20 protein-coding genes, 1 tRNA gene, 1 pseudogene and 1 riboswitch are annotated in these 20046 nt (G+C 65.9%); of the genes and pseudogenes, 7 read left to right on the top strand and 15 right to left on the bottom strand.

Annotated features, from left to right (window positions below):
- Window positions 1-52 precede the first annotated feature (52 nt).
- Both serA and BRX37_RS18945 read right to left on the bottom strand, forming a co-directional pair.
- Complete coding sequence (serA, locus tag BRX37_RS18950; RefSeq protein WP_026109465.1) at window positions 53-1633, bottom strand: phosphoglycerate dehydrogenase; 1581 nt, start codon at window positions 1631-1633, stop codon at window positions 53-55.
- 118 nt (window positions 1634-1751) lie between these two features.
- Entirely contained in the window at window positions 1752-2915 is a 1164-nt protein-coding gene (locus BRX37_RS18945) for a phosphoserine transaminase (protein ID WP_125988712.1), read from the bottom strand.
- A gap of 160 nt (window positions 2916-3075) precedes the next feature.
- On the opposite strand from BRX37_RS18945, the gene BRX37_RS18940 reads away from it, so the two are divergent.
- The 4 genes from BRX37_RS18940 (at window position 3076) to dapD (ending at window position 6301) form a co-directional block, all read left to right on the top strand.
- Window positions 3076-3774 carry an extensin family protein gene (locus tag BRX37_RS18940; RefSeq protein ID WP_048936180.1) on the top strand — a complete coding sequence of 233 codons (699 nt, stop codon included), beginning with the start codon at window positions 3076-3078 and terminating at the stop codon, window positions 3772-3774.
- A 76-nt stretch (window positions 3775-3850) separates the two neighbouring features.
- Window positions 3851-4729: an LOG family protein gene (locus tag BRX37_RS18935; protein ID WP_004209740.1), complete on the top strand. Its 879-nt coding sequence runs from the start codon at window positions 3851-3853 to the stop codon at window positions 4727-4729.
- A 64-nt stretch (window positions 4730-4793) separates the two neighbouring features.
- Complete coding sequence (locus tag BRX37_RS18930) at window positions 4794-5465, top strand: pyrimidine 5'-nucleotidase (protein WP_125988710.1); 672 nt, start codon at window positions 4794-4796, stop codon at window positions 5463-5465.
- Complete coding sequence (gene dapD, locus BRX37_RS18925) at window positions 5462-6301, top strand: 2,3,4,5-tetrahydropyridine-2,6-dicarboxylate N-succinyltransferase (RefSeq protein ID WP_010335569.1); 840 nt, start codon at window positions 5462-5464, stop codon at window positions 6299-6301. The genes BRX37_RS18930 and dapD overlap by 4 nt, the downstream gene beginning before the upstream one ends.
- 28 nt (window positions 6302-6329) lie before the next feature.
- On the opposite strand, the gene cobU is transcribed toward dapD, so the two are convergent.
- From cobU to BRX37_RS18885, 8 genes are read right to left on the bottom strand one after another with little or no spacing between them, the layout of a single operon-like run.
- A complete protein-coding gene (gene cobU, locus BRX37_RS18920; RefSeq protein ID WP_125988708.1) occupies window positions 6330-6836 on the bottom strand; it encodes a bifunctional adenosylcobinamide kinase/adenosylcobinamide-phosphate guanylyltransferase in 507 nt (168 codons plus the stop codon).
- Window positions 6833-7786, bottom strand: a complete 954-nt coding sequence (gene cbiB / locus BRX37_RS18915) for an adenosylcobinamide-phosphate synthase CbiB (protein WP_125988706.1) — start codon at window positions 7784-7786, stop codon at window positions 6833-6835. Before cbiB ends, cobU begins: the two co-directional genes overlap by 4 nt.
- Window positions 7779-8762: a threonine-phosphate decarboxylase gene (locus BRX37_RS18910; RefSeq protein ID WP_125988704.1), complete on the bottom strand. Its 984-nt coding sequence runs from the start codon at window positions 8760-8762 to the stop codon at window positions 7779-7781. The genes cbiB and BRX37_RS18910 overlap by 8 nt, the downstream gene beginning before the upstream one ends.
- Window positions 8759-9478 (bottom strand): adenosylcobinamide-GDP ribazoletransferase, encoded by a 720-nt coding sequence (locus tag BRX37_RS18905; RefSeq protein ID WP_125988702.1) that lies wholly within the window; start codon window positions 9476-9478, stop codon window positions 8759-8761. The genes BRX37_RS18910 and BRX37_RS18905 overlap by 4 nt, the downstream gene beginning before the upstream one ends.
- The gene (locus BRX37_RS18900; RefSeq protein WP_029547980.1) at window positions 9475-10044 is read right to left on the bottom strand and encodes a histidine phosphatase family protein; all 570 of its coding nucleotides are present in this window, start codon (window positions 10042-10044) and stop codon (window positions 9475-9477) included. The genes BRX37_RS18905 and BRX37_RS18900 overlap by 4 nt, the downstream gene beginning before the upstream one ends.
- Complete coding sequence (gene cobT / locus BRX37_RS18895) at window positions 10041-11054, bottom strand: nicotinate-nucleotide--dimethylbenzimidazole phosphoribosyltransferase (protein WP_125988700.1); 1014 nt, start codon at window positions 11052-11054, stop codon at window positions 10041-10043. The genes BRX37_RS18900 and cobT overlap by 4 nt, the downstream gene beginning before the upstream one ends.
- Window positions 11051-11458, bottom strand: coding sequence for a DUF1636 domain-containing protein (locus BRX37_RS18890; protein ID WP_125988699.1), 408 nt, complete (start codon window positions 11456-11458; stop codon window positions 11051-11053). Before BRX37_RS18890 ends, cobT begins: the two co-directional genes overlap by 4 nt.
- Window positions 11458-13413: a TonB-dependent receptor plug domain-containing protein gene (locus tag BRX37_RS18885; RefSeq protein WP_125988697.1), complete on the bottom strand. Its 1956-nt coding sequence runs from the start codon at window positions 13411-13413 to the stop codon at window positions 11458-11460. Before BRX37_RS18885 ends, BRX37_RS18890 begins: the two co-directional genes overlap by 1 nt.
- Window positions 13414-13549: 136 nt before the next feature.
- Window positions 13550-13742, bottom strand: a riboswitch (cobalamin riboswitch).
- Window positions 13743-13808: 66 nt separating this feature from the next.
- Between BRX37_RS18885 and BRX37_RS18880 the strand changes: the two genes are divergently transcribed.
- A complete protein-coding gene (locus tag BRX37_RS18880) occupies window positions 13809-14669 on the top strand; it encodes an ABC transporter substrate-binding protein (RefSeq protein ID WP_125988695.1) in 861 nt (286 codons plus the stop codon).
- A gap of 12 nt (window positions 14670-14681) precedes the next feature.
- Here the strand turns inward: BRX37_RS18880 and BRX37_RS18875 are convergent, their stop codons facing one another.
- Complete coding sequence (locus BRX37_RS18875) at window positions 14682-15080, bottom strand: acyl-CoA thioesterase (protein ID WP_004209723.1); 399 nt, start codon at window positions 15078-15080, stop codon at window positions 14682-14684.
- Window positions 15080-17152: a S9 family peptidase gene (locus BRX37_RS18870; protein WP_125988693.1), complete on the bottom strand. Its 2073-nt coding sequence runs from the start codon at window positions 17150-17152 to the stop codon at window positions 15080-15082. Before BRX37_RS18870 ends, BRX37_RS18875 begins: the two co-directional genes overlap by 1 nt.
- Window positions 17153-17262: 110 nt before the next feature.
- Between BRX37_RS18870 and BRX37_RS18865 the strand changes: the two genes are divergently transcribed.
- Window positions 17263-19044, top strand: coding sequence for an aminopeptidase P family protein (locus BRX37_RS18865; protein WP_125988691.1), 1782 nt, complete (start codon window positions 17263-17265; stop codon window positions 19042-19044).
- Between the two features lie 6 nt (window positions 19045-19050).
- Here the strand turns inward: BRX37_RS18865 and BRX37_RS26815 are convergent, their stop codons facing one another.
- Window positions 19051-19191 (bottom strand): hypothetical protein, encoded by a 141-nt coding sequence (locus tag BRX37_RS26815; RefSeq protein ID WP_164522487.1) that lies wholly within the window; start codon window positions 19189-19191, stop codon window positions 19051-19053.
- A 115-nt stretch (window positions 19192-19306) separates the two neighbouring features.
- On the opposite strand from BRX37_RS26815, the gene BRX37_RS18860 reads away from it, so the two are divergent.
- Window positions 19307-19381 (top strand) — tRNA-Thr (locus BRX37_RS18860).
- Between the two features lie 23 nt (window positions 19382-19404).
- Here BRX37_RS18860 and BRX37_RS18855 read toward each other — a convergent pair.
- Both BRX37_RS18855 and BRX37_RS18850 read right to left on the bottom strand, forming a co-directional pair.
- Window positions 19405-19629, bottom strand: coding sequence for a DUF1294 domain-containing protein (locus BRX37_RS18855; RefSeq protein WP_125988689.1), 225 nt, complete (start codon window positions 19627-19629; stop codon window positions 19405-19407).
- Between the two features lie 55 nt (window positions 19630-19684).
- A pseudogene (locus BRX37_RS18850) lies at window positions 19685-20046 on the bottom strand (TonB-dependent receptor); the annotation flags it as partial.

The raw sequence follows: 20046 nt of genomic DNA, 5'->3' as shown, positions 1-20046 counted from the left end.
TTGCAGGCAGTCGAAGGGCTGCTCGAACCGAACGGCAGATATTTAGGTCAGCTTAGGCGAAGCGCAGCAGCTTCACCTGCTTCACGCCGGCGAGGTTGCAGATCGCCCAGCGCAGCGGTTCGGTGACGGTGCCGTCGACCGACAGCAGCAGCACGGCTTCGCCGCCCTGATTGCGACGACCCAGATGGAAGGTGCCGATATTGACGTCCGACTCGCCCAGCTTCGAGCCCAGGCGGCCGATGAAGCCCGGCGCGTCCTGGTTGACGATGTAGAGCATGTGGCCGTCGAGATCGGCTTCGACCTTGATGCCGAACAGTTCGACCAGGCGCGGCTGGGCGTGGCCGAACAGCGTGCCGGCAACCGACTTGTCGCCCGCTTCGGTCGAAACGGTGACGCGCACCAGCGTCTGATAGTCGCCCTCGCGGTCATGGCGCACTTCACGCACGTCCAGGCCACGCTCCTTCGCCAGGAAGGGCGCGTTGACCATGTTCACCGTGTCCGAATAGACGCGCATCAGGCCGGCCAGCACCGCGGCGGTGATCGGCTTCTGGTTCAGCTCGGCGGCATGGCCCTCGACCTCGACCGCGACGCCGGTGATGGCATCGCCTTCCAGCTGGCCGATCAGGCTGCCCAGCTTTTCCGCCAGCGCCATATAGGGCTTGAGCTTGGGCGCTTCCTCGGCCGACAGGCTCGGCACGTTCAGCGCATTGGTGATGCCGCCGTCGAGCAGATAGTCGCTGAGCTGTTCGGCCACCTGCAGCGCGACATTGACCTGCGCTTCGTCCGTCGATGCGCCCAGATGCGGGGTGCAGATGAAGTTGGGCGTGCCGAACAGCGGCGATTCCTTGGCCGGTTCGGTCTGGAACACGTCGAGCGCGGCGCCGGCGACATGGCCCGAATCCAGCGCCTCCTTCAGCGCCGCTTCGTCGATCAGGCCGCCACGGGCACAGTTGACGATGCGCACGCCCTTCTTGGTCTTGGCCAGATTTTCCTTCGACAGGATGTTGCGGGTCTGGTCGGTCAGCGGCGTGTGCAGCGTGATGAAGTCGGCCTTCGCCAGCAGCGTGTCGAGATCGGCCTTTTCCACGCCCATTTCCACGGCGCGCTCGGGCGTCAGGAACGGATCGAAGGCGACGACCTTCATCTTGAGGCCGAGCGCGCGGCTGGCGACGATCGACCCGATATTGCCGGCGCCGATCAGGCCCAGCGTCTTGCCGGTCACTTCCACGCCCATGAAGCCGTTCTTGGGCCACAGGCCTTGCTGCGTCTGGGCATTGGCTTCGGGGATCTGGCGGGCCAGCGCGAACATCAGCGCGATGGCATGTTCGGCGGTGGTGATCGAGTTGCCGAACGGCGTGTTCATCACGATCACGCCCTGGGCCGATGCAGCCGGGATATCGACATTGTCGACGCCGATGCCGGCGCGGCCGATGACCTTGAGGTTGGTCGCGGCGTCGAGAATCGCCTTGGTGACCTTGGTCGAGCTGCGGATGGCCAGGCCATCATAAGCGCCGATCATCGCGGCCAGTTCTTCCGGGGTCTGCCCGGTGATGACGTCAACCTCGACACCACGCTCGCGGAAGATCGCGGCGGCGCGGGGGTCCATCTTGTCGGAAATAAGAACCTTGGGCATGGGAATATCCTTGTCGTTCATCGTCACCCCGGACTTGATCCGGGGTCCCGCTCATCTGCGGGAGTGGACATGAAGAAGCGGCCCCCCGGCTCAGGGCCGGGGTGACGCCATGATGTGATTAAGCGGCAGCCTTGATCTCAGCATATGCCCAGTCGAGCCAAGGACCGAGCGCCTCGATATCGGCGGTCTCGACCGTGGCGCCGCACCAGATGCGCAGGCCGGCCGGGGCGTCGCGATAGCCCGCCACGTCATAGGCGGCGCCTTCCTTCTCGAGCAGGCCGGCGAAGGCCTTGATGAAGGCTTCGTCGGCGCCCTCGACGGTCAGGCAGACGCTGGTGGTCGAGCGCGAGGCTTCATCGACGGCGAGATGACCGAGCCAGTCGCGTTCGGCGACGATCTTGCCCAGCGCCGCCGCATTGGCGTTGCTGCGCGCGATCAGGCCATTGAGGCCGCCCAGCGACTTGCCCCATTCCAGCGCGAAGATCGCGTCCTCGACGGCCAGCATCGACGGGGTGTTGATGGTTTCGCCCTTGAACACGCCTTCGGCGAGCTTGCCCTTGGCCATCAGGCGGAACACCTTGGGCAGCGGCCAGGCGGGGGTGTGGTTTTCCAGACGCTCGACCGCGCGGGGGCCCAGGATCAGCACGCCATGGCCGCCCTCGCCGCCCAGCACCTTCTGCCAGGAGAAGGTGGCGACGTCGATCTTGGTCCAGTCAATCTCATAGGCGAAGACCGCGCTGGTGGCGTCGGCGAAGGTCAGGCCCTCGCGGTCGGCCGGGATCCAGTCGGCGTTCGGCACGCGCACGCCCGAGGTGGTGCCATTCCAAGTGAACAGCACGTCGTTCGAGAAGTCGACGGTGGAAAGGTCGGGCAACTGGCCATAGTCGGCGCGGATCACGGTCGGATCGAGCTTCAGCTGCTTGGCAGCGTCCGTCACCCAGCCTTCGCCGAAGCTTTCCCAGGCCAGCGTCGTCACCGGGCGGGCGCCCAGCATGGTCCACATCGCCATTTCGAAGGCGCCGGTGTCGCTACCCGGCACGATGCCGATGCGGTGGGTGTCGGGCAGGTTCAGCAGCTCGCGCATCAGGTCGATGCTGTAGGCAAGGCGGGTCTTGCCGATCTTGGCGCGGTGCGAACGGCCGAGCGACTCGGTGGCCAGCTTGGCGGCATCCCAGCCCGGAGGCTTGGCGCAGGGACCGGAAGAGAAAAAGGGGCGAGCCGGACGGGTTGCGGGCTTTGCGGCAGGCGCAATGGTGGCGTCAACGGCAGTCAGATCAGTCATGTAATGCGTCTCCTTACAGAGAGCACGCGCGGCGTTGGGACCGCGTGGCCCGTCGGCCGCCCTAAAGATTTCGGAAAAAGAGTCAAGCCGCAGCAAAATGCGACGAAATGACAGCGCCGTTAACCCATCAGCCCGGAAAGCCGTGGTAAATGCGGGATTGATGGTAGAGCGGGCGACGAAAAATTCGGTATGGCGCAGCGCGGCCCTGGCCGCGACGATGGCGAGCATGCTGGCCGCCTGCAGCGGCGACCTGGTGCCCAAAGGTCGAGTCGCGCGTGCATCCAAGCCGGTGAAGAGCGCGCGCCCGGCCACCCCGCCCGCGCCGCCGCCACTCGAAACCCGGCAATGTTTCGCCAAGCTGCAATCCCAGTCGGTCGCCTTCACCCCCCTGCCCGATCAGAATTTCGGCGGCGGATGCAGTGCGATCGGCAGCGTCAAACTGCTCGACATCGGCGTGCCGACCTCGGGCCTTGGCGCCATGACCTGCAACCTTGCCGCCAATTTCGCCGCCTGGTCGCGCTATGCCGTGCAGCCTGCCGCCCGGCTGATCCTGGGCGCGGAGATCGAAAAGATCGAGACGTTCGGCACCTATAATTGCCGGCCGATCGCGGGCAGCGGCAAGCTCAGCGAACATGCCCACAGCAATGCGATCGACGTATCCGCCTTCGTCCTGAGCGATGGACGCCGGATCAGCGTCGAGAAGGACTGGAATGGTGACAAGCGCACCCGCCAGTTCCTGGAAGTGGTCCATGCCAGCGCCTGCAAGCGGTTCAACACGGTGCTGTCGCCCGACTATAACGCCGCCCATCATGACCATTTCCATTTCGACATGGGTGGCCGCGGCGGCTTTTGCCGCTAAGCCGAAATAGCCAACTTGGCGGATTTTCCCGCTAACGGTCTTGGCATTGTCACCTGCCGCGCCTAGCTTGTTGGGAATGACCAAGAAAGAAATTGAAGAACGCAAATTCCGCCCCGCACGCCAGGAAGCGGACGACGCCAGGAAGGCGATCGAAACCCCCCAGACCAGCAGCGCCGCCTACAAGCTCGCCTTCCAGGACAATGAGTTCCTGCTGCGCGAGGATCTGCGCCCGGTGCGCTTCCAGCTCGAATTGCTGAAACCCCAGTTGCTGATGGACGAGGCGCGGATCGAATCCACCTTCGTCTTCTACGGCTCCGCCCGCATTCCCGAACCCGATCAGGTCCAGGCGCGGATCGACGCCGCCACCACGCCCGAACAGAAGAAGATTGCCGAAAATCTGGGCAAGAAGGCCCGCTATTATGAGGAAGCGCGCAAGCTGGCGCGGATCGCGGCGCAATATCCGGTGAACGCCGCCGGTTGCCGCCACTTCGTCGTCTGCTCGGGCGGTGGTCCCTCGATCATGGAAGCGGCCAATCGCGGCGCGGTCGATGTCGGCCAGACCACGATCGGCATGAACATCGTCCTGCCGCATGAACAGGCGCCCAACCTGTTCGTCACACCGGAGCTGAGCTTCCAGTTCCACTATTTCGCGCTGCGCAAGATGCATTTCCTGCTGCGCGCCCGCGCGCTCGCCGTCTTCCCCGGCGGCTTCGGCACGTTCGACGAGATGTTCGAGCTGCTGACCCTGATCCAAACCGGCAAGATGAAGCCGATCCCGATCCTGCTGTTCGGCAAGGATTTCTGGAACAAGGTCGTGGATTTCGAGGCGCTGGCCGATGAAGGTGTGATTTCGCACAATGACCTCAACCTGCTGACCTGGGTCGAAACGGCCGAGGATGCCTGGGCCGCAGTGCAGGACTTCTATCACGACAGCGAAGCGCCCGGCTGCGGCTGATGCGGCCCATCCATGGGGCCTTTGCGCCCTTGCCCTAATCCCCGGCGGGGATTAGGGCGCGGCCATGCGCGCGGACCTGGCCCATGTCGACACCTGGATCTTCGATCTGGACAATACGCTCTATCCGGCGAAGGCGGACCTGTTCGCCCTGATCGACGTGAAGATGGGCGAATATATCCAGGGCCTGCTGGGCTGCGACCCGGCCGAGGCGCGGATCGTCCAGAAACGCTATTTCATGGAGCATGGCACGACCCTGTCGGGGCTGATGCACCATCATGGCATCGAGCCGCGCGCATTTCTCGACTATGTCCATGACATATCGATGGAGCGGCTGGCGGTCGACACTGCCCTCAACGCCCATATCGCCGCCCTGCCTGGCCGCCGGCTGATCTTCACCAATGGCGATGCCACCTATGCGGGCCGCGTGCTCGATCGACTGGGCCTCGCCGGCGCGTTCGAGCTGATCCACGACATCCATGCCTGCCGTTATGTGCCCAAGCCCGATCCGTCGGGCTATGCGGAACTGTGCAGCGTCCACGCCGTAGACCCGACCCGCGCCGCCTTTTTCGAGGACATGGCCCGCAACCTCAAGCCCGCCAAGGCGATCGGCATGACCACCATCTGGGTCAATAACGGGTCGGAAGCCGGCAATCACGACCATCATCCCGATTTCATCGATTTTGAAACCGACCATCTGACGCCGTTCCTGGCGGATATTTTTGGGGAAAGACCATGAGCCAAGACCTGATCGCGATCATCGACGCCGCCTGGGAGGACCGGGCCAACATCAACCTGTCGACCCAGGGCGAAGTCCGCCAGGCAGTCGACAAGGCGCTGGCCCTGCTCGACAAGGGCGAGCTGCGCGTCGCCGAACCGACCGAAGCCGGCTGGCAGGTCAACCAGTGGGCGAAGAAGGCTGTACTGCTCTCCTTCCGCCTCAACGACAATGTCATGATCGACAATGGTCCGGGCGCCGGCCACTGGTGGGACAAGGTGCCCAGCAAGTTCGCCGGCTGGGACGAGGCCGCCTTCCGCGCCGCCGGTTTCCGCGCCGTGCCGGGCAGCTTCGCCCGCGCTGGATCGCACATCGCCAAGAATGTCATCCTGATGCCCAGCTTCGTCAACATCGGCGCCTTCGTCGATGAAGGCACGATGGTCGACACCTGGGTGACGGTCGGCAGCTGCGCCCAGATCGGCAAGAATGTCCATCTGTCGGGCGGCGTGGGCATTGGCGGCGTGCTCGAACCGCTGCAGGCCGACCCGGTCATCATCGAGGATGACTGCTTCATCGGCGCCCGTTCGGAAGTGGTCGAGGGCGTGCGCATCGGCAAGGGGTCTGTGCTGTCGATGGGCGTGTTCATCGGCCAGTCGACCAAGATCATCGATCGCGCCACCGGCGAAGTCTTCATGGGTGAAGTGCCGCCCTACTCGGTCGTCGTCCCCGGCTCGCTGCCCGGCAAGCCGCTGCCCGACGGCACGCCCGGCCCCAGCCTCTATTGCGCCGTGATCGTCAAGCGCGTCGACGCCCAGACCCGGTCGAAGACCGGCATCAACGAACTGCTGCGCGACTAATCGAGCGAAGGGGCGGTCCGCCGCCCCTTCACCCCTTGAGCGCGAGCGGCAGGCCGGCCGCAACGAAAACGACCCGATCCACCACCGCCGCGATCCGCTGGTTCAAGGTGCCGGCCAGATCGCGAAAGCGCCGCGCCAGCGCATTGTCGGGCACGATACCCAGCCCCACTTCATTGGCGACTAGGATGATCGCCCCGTCATGGGCCAGGATCGCGGCACAGAGCGCGTCGGCCGCCGCCTCCCCATCCCGATCCGCCAGCAGCAGGTTGCTGGCCCACAAGGTCAGGCAGTCGACCAGCACGGCCTTGCCCCGCGCCGCCGCGATCGCGCCGGGCAGGTCGATCGGCGCCTCCACTGTTTCCCATTCCGGCCCGCGATCGGCCCGGTGCCGGGCGATCCGGTCGGCCATTTCCGCGTCCCAAATCTGGGCCGTGGCGATGAAGACGTGCGCGCCGGGCAGCGCTTCAGCCGCTGCCTGGGCATGGCGGCTCTTGCCCGATCGCGCACCGCCCAGCACCAGCAGGCTGCTTGTCATATCATGTCTCCCGCAAACAGTGCCTGCAGCCCGGCCACCAGCCAGAGCAGCAGGCAGGCCTGAACATAGATGGCCAGCGCCCAGCGCAGGTCGAGCGGATCGGCCTCGATCCGCCCGCTGCCGATCCACGGCTTGTCATGGCGTACGCCATCATAGCGGATCGGCCCGGCCAGCCGCAGGTCGAGCGCGCCCGCCATCGCCGCTTCGGGCCAGCCGGCATTGGGCGAGGCATGATTGCGCGCGTCGCGCCACATCACCCGCCAGCCGCCCCCCCCGGCCAGACAGAGCAGGCAACCGGCGAGCCGCGCCGGGATCAGGTTCATCAGATCGTCGGTGCGCGCCGCCGCCCAGCCGAACGGCCCCCAGGGGGCTTCGCGATGGCCGATCATGCTGTCAGCCGTGTTCACCGCCTTATAGGCCCAGACACCCGGCAGGCCCAGCAACAGCAGCCAGAAGAAGGGCGCGACCACGCCATCGCAGAAGCTTTCCGCCAAACTCTCGATCGCGGCGCGGGTCACGCCGCTTTCATCGAGCGATTGCGTATCGCGACCGACGATCATGCCGACCGCCTCCCGCGCCGCCGGCAGATCATCGGCCGCCAGCGCGTGATGGACTGCGCGGACATGGCTATAGAGGCTGCGCAGCGCCAGCGCCGGATAGGCCAACAGGCCGATCAGCAGCCAGCTCCACAGCTGCGGCAACCAGAGACGGAGCAGATATTGGACCAGCCATCCGCCACCGCCCGCCACCAACAGCAGGACCAGCACGGTTGCCATTCCGCCCATTTGCCGGGCACGATGGCTACGCCTCGGATCATTCCAGCGCGCAGCACAATGGTCGATAAGCCGCGCAAAGCCGCCGACCGGATGGCCGACCCGGCGATAGAGTGCCGCCGGCCAGCCGACCACTGCGTCGAGCGCGAGCGCCAGCAACGCAACCGGATCAGCCATGGCGCAGCGCCCGTTCCAGTCGGGCCAGGCCCATCGCGTCGGCCGGTAGGCCGATGCGCAACCAGCGCGGCTGGGCCTCGAACGGCCGGGTCAGGATCGCCTGCCCGGCCAGCCGCTCGAACAGGGCCATGGCATGGGACGTTTCGATCAGGCGGAAGAGCGGGCTTTGGCCGATCGACTGATAGCCGCAGCGCAACAGCAGCGCGTCGAGCGCCTGCGCCTCCCGCTGGAGCTGATCGCGCATCGCTTCTATCCAAGCGGTCTCGCGATAGGCGGCCGTGCCGATGGCAATGGCGGCGGCCGATACGGGCCAGGCACCCAGCCTGTCCCGCACCCGCGCAATGATTGCACGCGGCGCCACCAGAAAGCCGAGCCGCAGGCCGGCCAGACCGAAAAACTTGCCGAAGGATCGCAACAGCATGAGGCGACGATCGTCGGCCACGAAGGGCGCCAGGCTGATATCCGGATGGCCATCGGCAAAGGCCTCATCCACCACCAGCCAGCCGTCCGGCCCGCGCCGGTCGAGCAGGGCGCGCAGAGCGGCCACGCCATGGATGCGCCCGTCGGGATTATTGGGATTGGCGAGGATCAGCGTCTGCCCATCCGCATGGTCCAGATGGTCGAGATCGACCGGCGCGGCGCCGGGCACCATCGCGCCATGGGTGCGATAGGCCGGGCTGGCATGGCGGACCGGACCGTCGAGCAATTTGCCAACGAGGCGCAGGCCAATCTCCGTCCCCGGCAACGCGCAGACATGATCGGCCGCGACGCCGAAATGATCGGCCGCCGCCTGTTCGAGCACGCGCAGTCCCTGCTCGTCGGGCAAGGCGCGCCAGTCGATCGCCTGCTCGGCAGCGCCGGGCCAGGCATGGGGATTGATGCCTGTGGATAAGTCGAGCCAGCTTGCGGGCGCGCCGCCGAAATGCGCGCTCGCCGCCGCGACACCGCCGCCATGCCAAGTCCAGCGCGTCGTCATGTCGTGCCGCCCGCGATCAGGACGACGAAAAGCAGCCCGCTTTCAACCAGTTCGATACCCGCGCCATGGCCATCGCCGGAAATGCCGCCCAGCCTGCGCTTCAGCCACAGGCCCCAGACCAGCATCAGCAGCGGCGCCGCGAGCAGGGCCGGCAGCCACCAGGCGGCGATTATCAACAGACTTATCCACAGGGCGATGTGAATCGTTTTGACGGCATCGGCAAAGCGCGCGCCCAGCCCGGCATGCAGCGGCGGCAGCATCCGCGCCCACAGCAGCGGCCCGATCCGCGCGGCAAAGGGAATGAGCAGCAGCGGCAACATCATGCCCCGCTCGACCAGCGCATGGAGCAGCAGCAGCTTGACGATCAGTTGCAGGCCGATCGCCACCACGCCGAAACTGCCGACATGCGGGTCGGCCAGCACCGCCAGCAGCCTGTCCCGCCCTTTATGCACCGCGCCGCAGGCATCAGCGATGTCGCCCAGCCCGTCGAGATGCAGCGCCCCGGTCACGCCGACCCAGCAGAGCAGCCCGGCCAGCGCCCCGATCCAGGGATCGATGCGAACGCCAAGATTGACAGCGAACATGACAGATAGACCGACAATCGCGCCGACCGCCGGAAACCATCGAATGGACCGTGCGAAGTCTGTCTCGTTCGCTGTCACCTTCGGCATCGGCAGGCGGGTTAGAAACTGGATGGCAAGGACCAGCCCCTTCATGGGCGCAGGCCCGTGATGCGGGCGAGTGGCGGCTCCCCGGTCCAGCGCTCCAGCGACAGCAAGGCGGCATAGGGCAAGCCGAAGCTCCAGCTCTGCTGGACGCTAAACCCGCACAAATGGGCCAGCGCCGCGCGCATCGCCCCGCCATGGGTCAGCACCAATGTGGGCACGCGCGGCAGATCCTCGACCGCATCGGCGATCCGCCCCAGCAATGCCGTCCATCCCTCGCTGCCCGGCGGCGCGAAGCCATCGGGATCCTGCCAGAAACGGGCGAGCGCCTCGGGATCGACATCGGCCGGGGCCAGGCCATCCCAGATGCCGAAATCCAGTTCCCGCCAGCGCGGATCGACCCAAACCGGCAAGCCGGCGCGCTCGCCGATCGCGGTTGCCGCCTGCCGGGCGCGCTGCAGGTCGGACGTCACGATCATCTCGATCTCCAGCCCCTCCGTCTGCGCCAGACAGGCGTCGATGCCCGCGCGCGTCGGCACGCTGTCGGTCCGCCCCAGCAACAGGCCGGGCGTCTCGGGTGCGCCATGCCGCAGCAGATGGAGCGGCATGCCCATCATGTCGCGGTCGACACCGCCGCTTCGGCAAAGGTCGCCATGCCGCTATGCGCGGCTACGGCCGCACGGACGATATTGGCCGCCACCGCCGCGCCGCTGCCTTCGCCCAATCGCATGTCGAGGCGCAGCAGCGGTTCAAGGCCCATCCGCTCCAGCAGCAGGCCATGGCCAGGCTCGGCCGAGCAATGGCCAGCCAGGCAATGGTCGGCAAAGGCCGGGACCTGGGCCACCAGCGGCGCGATCGCGGCGCAACTGATGAAGCCGTCGAGCAGCACCGGCACGCCCAGTTGGCGGGCGCGCAGCACTGCGCCGGCAATCGCCGCCAGTTCGCGTCCGCCCAGCCGGCGCAGTGTTTCGAAGGCGCTGTCCGGCGCATCGGCATGGAAGGCGAGCGCCCGATCGATCGTCGCGATCTTGCGCCCGATCCCCTCGCCATCGACGCCCGTGCCGGGACCAACCCAGTCACGCACCGCGCCGCCAAAGCTGCGCGCGCTCAGGGCTGCGGCGGCGGTCGAATTGCCGATCCCCATTTCGCCCACGACCAGCAGGTCCAGATCCTCTTCGGCCGCCGCCGCGCCGATCGACAGCGCGGTCAGGCACTCTTCCTCGGTCATGGCGGGGGCAATGGTGAAGTCCGCCGTTGGCCGGTCCAGATCGATCGATCGCACCGCCAGTTCCAGCCCGGCGACACCGGCGAGCGCATTGATCGCCGCGCCGCCGGCGGCGAAATTGGCGACCATCTGCGCGGTCACGGCGGGGGGATAGGCGCTGACGCCATGGACGGTGAAGCCATGATTGCCGGCAAAGATCGCGGCACGCGCCCGCTTCAGGCGCGGCACCGCGCGCCCCTGCCAACTCGCCATGAAGATCGCAACATCCTCCAGCCGGCCGAGCGCCCCCAATGGCTTGGTCAGTTCGGCCTGCCGCGCGCGTGCTGCCGCGCTCGCCAGTTCCTCGGCCGGCGGCAGGTTGGCCAGGGCATTTTCGAAATCGGTGATCGAGGCGAAGCTCATTCGACGACAAATCCTTCCGGCGGGGTACGGGTGATGAAATGGCCCTTCACGCCTTCGGGCCATTCGCGAAAGGCGACGCGGCCATGCTCGCTGGCGGCATAGGCAATGGCGTAATCGAGGATCGCGCGCGCCGCATCGGCATCCGGGGTGAACCGCCCCATTACATAGCCGACCTTGCCCGGTGCGCGCAGATGGACGGTGCAATGATCCTGGCAGGCGAACAGGCAGGGCATGTCCTGCACCGCGACGGTGGCATAGCGCGGGTCGGAGGCCTGCACGCTGCGCAGTGCCTGCGCCAGCCGTGCCCCGCCGCGCACGCCCTCCCCGTCCTCCCGTGCTTCGGCCGAATGGCGGCAGGTGCTGCAGGCGACGATGGCGGGGCCGGGTTCGACGGGGCGCAGCATCAGAAACGCCCCCGGAAGCCGGCATAGATGCTGCGGCCGAGCGTGCCATAGCGATAGGCCGTCATATAATTCTCGTCGAAGAGATTCTCGACGCGGGCGAACAGGCGCAACGCCGGGGTGACCGCATATTCGGCGCGCAAGTCTACCAGCGTATAATCGTCCAGCCGCGTCGTGTTGGCCGCATTATCATAGCTGTGGCCGGACCAGCGCACCGCCGCGCCGGTGGTGAGGCCGAACGGCCAGGCATAGCTGATCGAACCATTGGCGCTGTTGCGCGGCCGGCGCGGCAGCCAATTGCCTTCGTTCGCGGTGCCGTCCGAACGATCCTCCGCCACGGTCCAGCTATAATTGCCGTCGATGGTCAGCCCCTTGACCGGCTCGACCGCCGCCTGCGCCTCTATCCCATGCGCCTTGGCGCGCGCGACATTGAGATAATAGCCATAGCGGCGGGTGGTGGTGCCGGGCGTGAAGCAGAGCGGATCGGTCGAACTGGAGGAACAGCTGTTATAGATGATCTGGTCGGTCGTGGTCCGATCGAACCAGGTCGCGCCCAGCCGCAGTTTCTCGCCAAAGAAACGCTGCTCCGCGCCCGCTTCCCAGCCATGGGCGCGTTCGGGATCGAGCGCCTGATTCCCATATTCGGAAAAGAGCTGATAGAGGGTCGGCGCCTTGAACCCTTCACCATAGCTGGCGCGCAGCACCGTCCCGGTCGGCAGCGCCCAGACGCCACCGGCGGAAAAGAGGGTCCGGCCGCCATAGCGGTTATGATCGTCGTAGCGCAGCCCGCCGGTCAGGGTCAGGCCCGTAATCGGCTGGGCATTGAGCTGGCCATAGACGCTGGTGATCTCCGCCTTGCCGCGGGCCGGGTCGGGAATCGGCACCGAAAGCGACGCCGAAGGCGACACGCTGCGGAAGCGGCTATTCTCATTCTCCACCCCGAACAGCGCGGTCCAGCCATCGGCAATGGCAAAGCTACCCTGATATTCGAGCCGCTGGTTGCGCCCCGCCGCGTCGAACGTCTGCTTGCGCTGGTTGCGCGGATCATAATTGTCGCGATCGGTGTCGGTATAGCCATAGCCGAAGCGGTTGCGGAACCGGCCGTCGAGCAGCGCGACGTTAAGGCCGACATAGCCGACAAATTCGCGATTGGTGCCATAGGCCGGGCTGTCCGCGCTGGTGGCGTCGAAATCGACCCGGCCGTCGGAATAATAGCCGCGCAGGTCCGCGCTGATCCCGTCCGCCAGCGCGACCTCGACCCGGCCGGTGACGCTGCGATTGGTGTAGCCGTCCTTCTCCTTGCCGCCAAAGGCCGGGCTGATCGCGGAAATGCCGTCGGTGGTGAAGCTCTGGCCGCCGATCCTCCAACTGACCGGGCCGGTCTTGCCGCCCAGCGCCGCACGGGCGCTGACCGTGTCACGCGACCCCGCCTCGATATCGAAGCTACCCTCCAGCGCCTTTTCAGGCATGGCGGTCACGACATTGACGACACCGCCGATCGCCTGGCTGCCCCACAGGGTCGACTGCGGGCCGCGCAGCACTTCGATCCGCGAGGCATCGCCGACCAGCAGATTGGCGAAATTATAGCCGCCGCCGGCCGAGGACGGGTCGTTGAGCTTCACGCCGTCGATCACGACCACGGTCTGGTCGGATTCCGCGCCCCGAATACGCAGCGACGTCGCCGTGCCATAGCCGCCATTGCGCGAGATGCTGACGCCGGGCGTGCGCAGCAGCAATTCGGTGACGCCCAGATCCTGCGTCCGGTCGATCGCCGCCTTGTCGAGCACGGTGACGGAGGCCGGCACCTGATCCACTGGCGTGGCGAGGCGGGTCGCGGTGACGAGGATCGAGGATGCCCCGACATCGGCGGCGGCATCGGGCGGCGGCGCCTGCTGCGCCTCTTCGGCGAAAGCGGTGGTGGAGAGAAGGAAAGAACAGAAAGTCAGATATTTGAACACATAAGCCCCCGGACGAGGGACCGCATCCCAGGGACGATATCGGTGCCCGGCCGGGCGCGACATGGTCCCCGCAATGTGCGGTCCACCTGTCGCCACGCGGGTTCACCCCCGTCCGCTCGGCACACCCTGTCCGCGCGAAGGACGACCGCGACGGGCAGGTCTCCTGGCTCACGGGTCATCGCTGATTCATGCCGCCTTCTCAGAACCTTGCGGTCCCAATGGCATGTGGCACAAAGGCTCGCCGCTCACAGTTGCAGGGGCAGCCGGGGTCTTGAACCCCATTCCCTTTTCATCCCCGTTGCCGGGGAACCTGTCGCAGTCCGGGCGATAGGCGAGCCCGACTGGAGCGTCAATCTTCCTTGCCTGGCGGAGCGCGCCGGCTAAGGGAGGTGGCCATGCGGATATTTGCGCCCATCGGCCCCGGCAAGGGGATGATCGCCCTGATGATCGCTCTGGTCGGTGGCGCCACCTTATGGGCGGCCACCGCTCGCCAGCCTGCCAGTGCAGGCAAACGTCCGCAACGGATCGTGTCGCTCAACCTGTGCGCCGACCAGTTGCTGGTCGCGCTGGCCGATCGCGACCAGATTGCCGGCCTGACCCATAATGCCGCCGATCGACAGATGTCGGCGGTGGCGGCCGTAACGAAGGGCCTGCCCATCCTCGACGGATCGGCCGAACAGATATTGGCGACCAATCCCGATCTGGTGATCGGCATGCCGGCGCGGCGCAATCCGGCGATCGCGATCCTCAAGGCACAGCATTATCCCGCCGTCGATCTCAAGAGCGCGGACAGCTATGCCGATATCGTCGCGTCGATCCGCACGGTGGCGCAGGCGATCGGCCATGCCGACCGCGGCGAAGCGATGATCGCGCGGATGGACCGGGAGCTTGCCGCCCTGCCCCGCGCACCCCGGCCCAAGGTGGCGGCCTATTATCAACGGCGCGGTTATATGACCGGCACGGGCACGCTGGTCGACGACCTGATGACGCGGGCGGGGCTGCGCAACCTGGCCGCCGACCTTGGCAAGCCGGCGATCGCGCAGGTCAGCCTGGAGGAGATGGTCGCCGCCCGGCCCGACTATCTGATCGTCGAGAGCGCCACCGACCGCATCACCGACCAGGGCACCGAAATGCTGCACCATCCGGTGCTGCGCGACATAGCGCGCATCAGCCTGCCCCAGGCCTGGACCGTGTGCGGCGGACCGGCCTATGTGCAGGCGGCCCGCGCCCTGTCGCAGGCTGTCAGCGCCCGCTGAAGCTGGGCCGGCTCAGCCCTCGATGAAGTTGGCGGCGACTTCGGCCGGCACCCGCATCAATCGGCCGCTTTCCTTGTCGATCATCGCCCAGGTGGATTTGGCCGACACCTTCACCTTGCCGTCCGGCCCGGTGAACTCGATCAGCCGGTCGAACCGCGCGCCGCGCGGTCCTTCCGGAATCCAGGTGCGGCCCGACACGACATCGCCCTCGGTCACGTTACCGCGATAATCAACCTCATGCCGGGTCACGACCCAGATATAGGCGTCGACATGGGCCGGATCGGCATCGGTCATCCAATGTTCGACCGACAATTGCTCCATCCACTGCACCCACACCGCATTGTTCACATGGCCCAGCACATCGATATGCTCGGGCCGTGCGGTGAACTGCTTGGTGAAGCTCGACGCCATCAGCCTTCCACTCCCAGCTGCCACAGGATGAACGCAAATTCCTCGGCGGTCTCGTGCAGGCTCTCGAACCGGCCCGACTTGCCACCATGGCCCGCGCCCATATTGGTCTTGAGCAGCAGGATATTCTTGTCGGTCTTGGTGGCGCGCAGCTTTGCCACCCATTTGGCCGGCTCCCAATAGGTGACGCGCGGATCGTTCAGCCCGGCAGTCACCATCAGCGGCGGATAATCCTGCGCGGTGACATGGGTGTAAGGGTCATAGGACTGGATGGTGCGGAATGCGGCCTCATCCTCGATCGGATTGCCCCATTCGGGCCATTCGCCCGGCGTCAGTGGCAGCGTTTCGTCCAGCATGGTGTTGAGCACATCGACGAACGGCACATGCGCCACCACCGCGCCCCACAGGTCGGGATCGGAGTTGATGACCGCGCCCATCAGTTCGCCGCCGGCCGATCCGCCCGAAATGCTGATCCTGCCCTTGGCCGAATAGCCAAGATCGATCAGCCCCTTCGCGACATCGACGAAATCGGTGAAGGTGTTGGTGCGCTTGTCGAGCTTGCCGTCCAGATACCATTGCTGGCCCATATCGTCGCCGCCGCGAATATGGGCGATGGCAAAGGCAAAGCCGCGATCCAGCAGCGACAGGCGGCTGGTCGAAAAGCCCGGCTCCATCGCCAGGCCATAGGCGCCATAGCCATAAAGGTGCAGCGGCGCGCTGCCATCGCGGGGGAAGTCGGCCGGATAGACGATCGACACCGGAATCTGCGTGCCGTCGCGCGCCGGGATCATCAGCCGCTCGGTGGCGTAGCGGCTGGCGTCATAGCCCGAGGGAATTTCCTGGACCTTGAGTATCTCCAACTCACCCGTTGCCAGATGATAATCATAGATGGTGTCGGGCGTGACCATCGATTCATAGCCGATGCGCAGCTTCGTCACCTCATATTCGGGATTGTCGTCGAGGCTCGCCGAATAGCTGGCTTCCGGAAACGGAATGCGCTTTGCCGCATGGGTCGCATAATCGCGCAGCTCGATCTGGTCGAGCCCGTCCTGCCGCCCTTCTGTAACGTAGAAGGTCTTGAACAGGGTGAAATCGGTCAGGTAAAAATGGGCGTCGGCGCCGATCACTTCATTCCACTGGTCGGGCGCGTCGAGCGATGCCTTCACCAGCCGGAAATTGGGATGGGTGTCGTTGGTCTTGATGTAGAGCGTGCCCTCATGCTCATCGACATCATATTCGCGGCCGGCCTTGCGCGCGGAGACGAGCAGCGGCGTCGCGGTCGGATTGTCGGCCGGGATCAGCCAGGCTTCGCTGGTGACATGGTCGCCGGTCGCGATGACGATCCATTTTTCCGAGGAGGTGAGGCCGATCGAGACGCGAAAGCCCTCATCCTCCTCATGGAACAGCTCGACGTCGCTCGCGACATCCTGGCCCAGCCAGTGCAGCCGCGCATTGTCGGTCCGCCAATTTTCATTGGCGAGGCCATAGAGCAGCCCCTTTGAATCGCTGGTCCACACCAGCGACGACAATGTGTCGGGAATGACTTCGGGCAGGATTTCACCCGAAAACAGATCCTTGATCCGCGCCTCGAACCGTTCGGAGCCATTGGTGTCGATGGCATAGGCCAGATAGCGGCCGTCCGGGCTAACCGACATGGCACCCAGCCGGAAATAGTCATGGCCCTGCGCCAGCGCCGGTTCGTCCAGGATCAGCTGGTCGTCACCGCCGGCTGCGGGCTTGCGATACCATTTGCGATATTGCGCCCCGGTCTCGAAGGCGCGCCAGTAGATATAGTCGCCATCCTTCTGCGGAACCGACTGGTCATCTTCCTTGATGCGCCCCTTCATCTCGTGGAACAGCGTGTCGAGCAGCGGCTTGTGCGGCGCCATCGCGCCCTCGAACCAGGTGTTCTCCGCCTCCAGATAGGCCAGCACATCCCTGTCCTTGACGTCGGGATAGCCGGGGTCGCGCAGCCATGCGTAGGGATCGTCCACCGTGATGCCATGATGCGCGAAACTGTGCGGGCGGCGTTCGGCGATCGGCGGGGACAGGGGCGGCTGCATTTGATCGGTCATTAACTATCCATGGTCCAGACGGGGGCTGCGCTGGAATAAGCGCGCCGGCCCCTCTATGTTGTCGGCATTATGGCCAACGCAAGAGGCCGGAATGATCCAAGGGAAGTTCGATGTCCAGTTATGAAGATCGCCTGAAGGCCCTGCGCGCCCAGCTGGTACGCCAGAAGCTCGATGGTTTCGTGGTCCCCCTGACCGACGAGCATATGAGCGAATATGTCGGCGCCTATGCCCAGCGGCTCGCTTGGCTGACCGGTTTCCAGGGTTCGGCCGGCAGCGCCGTGGTCCTGCCGGAGGAGGCCGCGATCTTCGTCGACGGCCGCTATACGCTGCAGGTGCGCGAGCAGGTGGACGGCGCCCATTGGCAATATGAAAGCGTGCCGCAGACCTCGATCGCCGCCTGGTTGAAAGACCATGCGATCGAAGGCGCGCGCATCGGCTATGATTCCTGGCTGCACACCCGCGCCTGGGTGAAGCAGGCCACCGAAGCGCTGGCCCAGAAGGGCGCGGAGCTGGTGGCAGTCGACACCAACCCCGTCGATGCCGTCTGGCCCGATCGCCCGGCGCCCAGCGACGCCAAGCTGGTGGTCCATGAGGATCGCTATGCCGGCAAGAATGCGGCCGAGAAGCGCGCCGACATCGCCGACTGGCTGGTGTCGAAGAAGGCCGATGCCGCCGTCCTCTCCGCGCTCGATTCGATTGCCTGGGCCTTCAACATTCGCGGCAAGGATGTCGAGCGCACCCCGGTCGCGCTCGCCTATGCCATCGTCCATGCCGATGCGACCGCCGACCTCTATGTCGCGCCGGAGAAGATGGACGAGGCGGTTGCCAAGCATTTGGGCAACGCCGTGCGCATCCATGACCGCGCGGCCTTTGCCGATGCGCTGGCCGACCTCAAGGGCAAGACCGTCGTCGCCGATCCCGAGCGGGCGGTCGCCGCCATCTTCGAGGCGCTCGACGCCGGCGGCGCCCAGATACTCAGCCTGCGCGACCCCGCCGTGCTGCCCAAGGCGATCAAGAACGACACCGAGATTGCCGGCCACAAGGCCGCGCAGGAGCGCGACGGCGCGGCCCTGAGCCGCTTCCTGCACTGGATCGCGGTGGAAGCGCCCAAGGGCGGCCTGACCGAACTCTCCGCCTCGGACCGGCTGGAAGCGTTCCGCAAGGATACCGGCCTGCTGGAGGATCTGTCCTTCGACACGATCAGTGGCGCCGGTCCCAATGGCGCGGTCGTCCATTATCGCGTCGAGGAAAAGACCAATCGGCCGATCGAGACCGGCAGCTTCTACCTGGTCGATTCGGGCGGCCAGTATCGCGACGGCACCACCGATGTCACCCGCACCATCGCCATCGGCAGCCCTAGCGAAGAGATGAAGCAGCGTTTCACCCTGGTGTTGAAGGGCCATATCGCCTTGGCCCGCGCCGTCTTCCCGGTCGGCACGCGCGGTGGCCAGCTCGACGTGCTGGCGCGCCAATATCTCTGGGCGCAGGGTCTGGATTATGCCCATGGCACCGGCCATGGCGTCGGCAGCTTCCTGTCGGTGCATGAAGGGCCGCAACGGATCGCGACCTTCGGCGGCGGCGACGAGCCGCTGGTGGCGGGCATGATCCTCTCGAACGAGCCGGGCTATTACAAGACCGGCGAATATGGCATCCGGATCGAGAATCTGGTGCTGGTCGAGGAACGGGCGATCGCCGGCGGCGAAAAGCCGATGCTGGGTTTCGAGACCCTGACCTTCGCACCGATCGACCGCAACGCCATCGCCACCGATCTGCTGGATGCGGGCGAGCGCGCCTGGGTCGACGCCTATCATGCGCAGGTGCTGGCCGTGGTCGGCCCGCAGCTCGAAGGCGAGGCGCTGGCCTGGCTCCAGTCGGCCTGCGCGCCGCTCTAATCCGAATCAGTCCTTGGACGATTCCGGCGCGGGGGTGGGCTCAGCCCCTTCCCGCGCCACATCGCGGCTCTGGGCCTTGCGCCGCCGCAGATTGTCGCGCAGCGCCTGCGCCAGCCTTGCTTTCTTTTCGTCCTGGGTCTCGCTCATGACAAAGCGCATAAGCAAAATGCATTATCTGCCGCAACCCGCCTTGACAGGAGGCAATGGGGCGGCCATAGGCGCGACCTCCGAAGCGCACGGCGCGACGGAGACGAAATAGAGTGCTGCCGTAGCTCAGTGGTAGAGCGCATCCTTGGTAAGGCTGAGGTCGCGAGTTCAATCCTCGCCGGCAGCACCATTTCTCCCCCGACAGATGAAAAATCAGATCATCGCCCATCCGGCGAGAACCAGCCCCTGCGCCGCGGCGATCAGCCATAGCCACCGGGTGAAAGGCTGTTTGCGCGTCTTGTGACGAAAAAGGTGGCGGGCGGCAAATGCACCCAGCGTCCCCCCTGCGAGCGCCCAGAGCAGCAAGGTCCGCTCGCGGATTCGCGCCATCCCCCGCACGGCCCGGCGCTTGTCGAACCCGAACAGCATGAAGGCCATCAGGTTCGCCAGCAGCAGCCAGGCGAGGGCAAGAAACTGCGCGACGGGAATCGGCTCAACCGCGCACGGTGACGCCGATCCAGAGCGTCCTGGGCGTACCCAGATCGATCGATCCACCGGCATTGCGGGTGACGACATCCTCGTCGAACAGATTCTCGCCGCGCGCGACCAGGCTGATGCCATGGCCGATCGGCAGCCGGGCGATGGCGTCGAGCGTCAGCGCATCGGGCAGCGCATCGCTCTGCAGATCATCCTCATATTGCTTGGCCGTGTAGCGCAGCGTCGCCGACAGCTCCGGCCCGGCCTTGGGCGCCCAGGCCAGCGTCGCGCTGGCGAAATGGCGCGGCACCTGCGCCGGCGCGAAGCCGTCGAATGCCATGCCCGGCGCATCGACCTTGCTGTGGCTGTAGGCATAGG

The organism is Sphingomonas sp. S-NIH.Pt3_0716, assembly GCF_003950715.1.
Lineage (GTDB): Bacteria > Pseudomonadota > Alphaproteobacteria > Sphingomonadales > Sphingomonadaceae > Sphingobium > Sphingobium yanoikuyae_A.
Note: the sequence above shows the minus strand (reverse complement) of the source record. Positions and strands in the feature narration are given on the sequence as shown.

Excerpts from the sequence above, each read along its gene's own strand:
- serA (WP_026109465.1), bottom strand. The coding sequence starts at position 1,633 with ATGCCCAAGGTTCTTATTTCCGACAAGATGGACCCCCGCGCCGCCGCG.
- BRX37_RS18945 (WP_125988712.1), bottom strand. The coding sequence starts at position 2,915 with ATGACTGATCTGACTGCCGTTGACGCCACCATTGCGCCTGCCGCAAAG.
- BRX37_RS18940 (WP_048936180.1), top strand. The coding sequence starts at position 3,076 with ATGGTAGAGCGGGCGACGAAAAATTCGGTATGGCGCAGCGCGGCCCTG.
- BRX37_RS18935 (WP_004209740.1), top strand. The coding sequence starts at position 3,851 with ATGACCAAGAAAGAAATTGAAGAACGCAAATTCCGCCCCGCACGCCAG.
- BRX37_RS18930 (WP_125988710.1), top strand. The coding sequence starts at position 4,794 with ATGCGCGCGGACCTGGCCCATGTCGACACCTGGATCTTCGATCTGGAC.
- dapD (WP_010335569.1), top strand. The coding sequence starts at position 5,462 with ATGAGCCAAGACCTGATCGCGATCATCGACGCCGCCTGGGAGGACCGG.
- cobU (WP_125988708.1), bottom strand. The coding sequence starts at position 6,836 with ATGACAAGCAGCCTGCTGGTGCTGGGCGGTGCGCGATCGGGCAAGAGC.
- cbiB (WP_125988706.1), bottom strand. The coding sequence starts at position 7,786 with ATGGCTGATCCGGTTGCGTTGCTGGCGCTCGCGCTCGACGCAGTGGTC.
- BRX37_RS18910 (WP_125988704.1), bottom strand. The coding sequence starts at position 8,762 with ATGACGACGCGCTGGACTTGGCATGGCGGCGGTGTCGCGGCGGCGAGC.
- BRX37_RS18905 (WP_125988702.1), bottom strand. The coding sequence starts at position 9,478 with ATGAAGGGGCTGGTCCTTGCCATCCAGTTTCTAACCCGCCTGCCGATG.
- BRX37_RS18900 (WP_029547980.1), bottom strand. The coding sequence starts at position 10,044 with ATGATGGGCATGCCGCTCCATCTGCTGCGGCATGGCGCACCCGAGACG.
- cobT (WP_125988700.1), bottom strand. The coding sequence starts at position 11,054 with ATGAGCTTCGCCTCGATCACCGATTTCGAAAATGCCCTGGCCAACCTG.
- BRX37_RS18890 (WP_125988699.1), bottom strand. The coding sequence starts at position 11,458 with ATGCTGCGCCCCGTCGAACCCGGCCCCGCCATCGTCGCCTGCAGCACC.
- BRX37_RS18880 (WP_125988695.1), top strand. The coding sequence starts at position 13,809 with ATGCGGATATTTGCGCCCATCGGCCCCGGCAAGGGGATGATCGCCCTG.
- BRX37_RS18875 (WP_004209723.1), bottom strand. The coding sequence starts at position 15,080 with ATGGCGTCGAGCTTCACCAAGCAGTTCACCGCACGGCCCGAGCATATC.
- BRX37_RS18870 (WP_125988693.1), bottom strand. The coding sequence starts at position 17,152 with ATGACCGATCAAATGCAGCCGCCCCTGTCCCCGCCGATCGCCGAACGC.
- BRX37_RS18865 (WP_125988691.1), top strand. The coding sequence starts at position 17,263 with ATGTCCAGTTATGAAGATCGCCTGAAGGCCCTGCGCGCCCAGCTGGTA.
- BRX37_RS26815 (WP_164522487.1), bottom strand. The coding sequence starts at position 19,191 with ATGAGCGAGACCCAGGACGAAAAGAAAGCAAGGCTGGCGCAGGCGCTG.
- BRX37_RS18855 (WP_125988689.1), bottom strand. The coding sequence starts at position 19,629 with ATGGCCTTCATGCTGTTCGGGTTCGACAAGCGCCGGGCCGTGCGGGGG.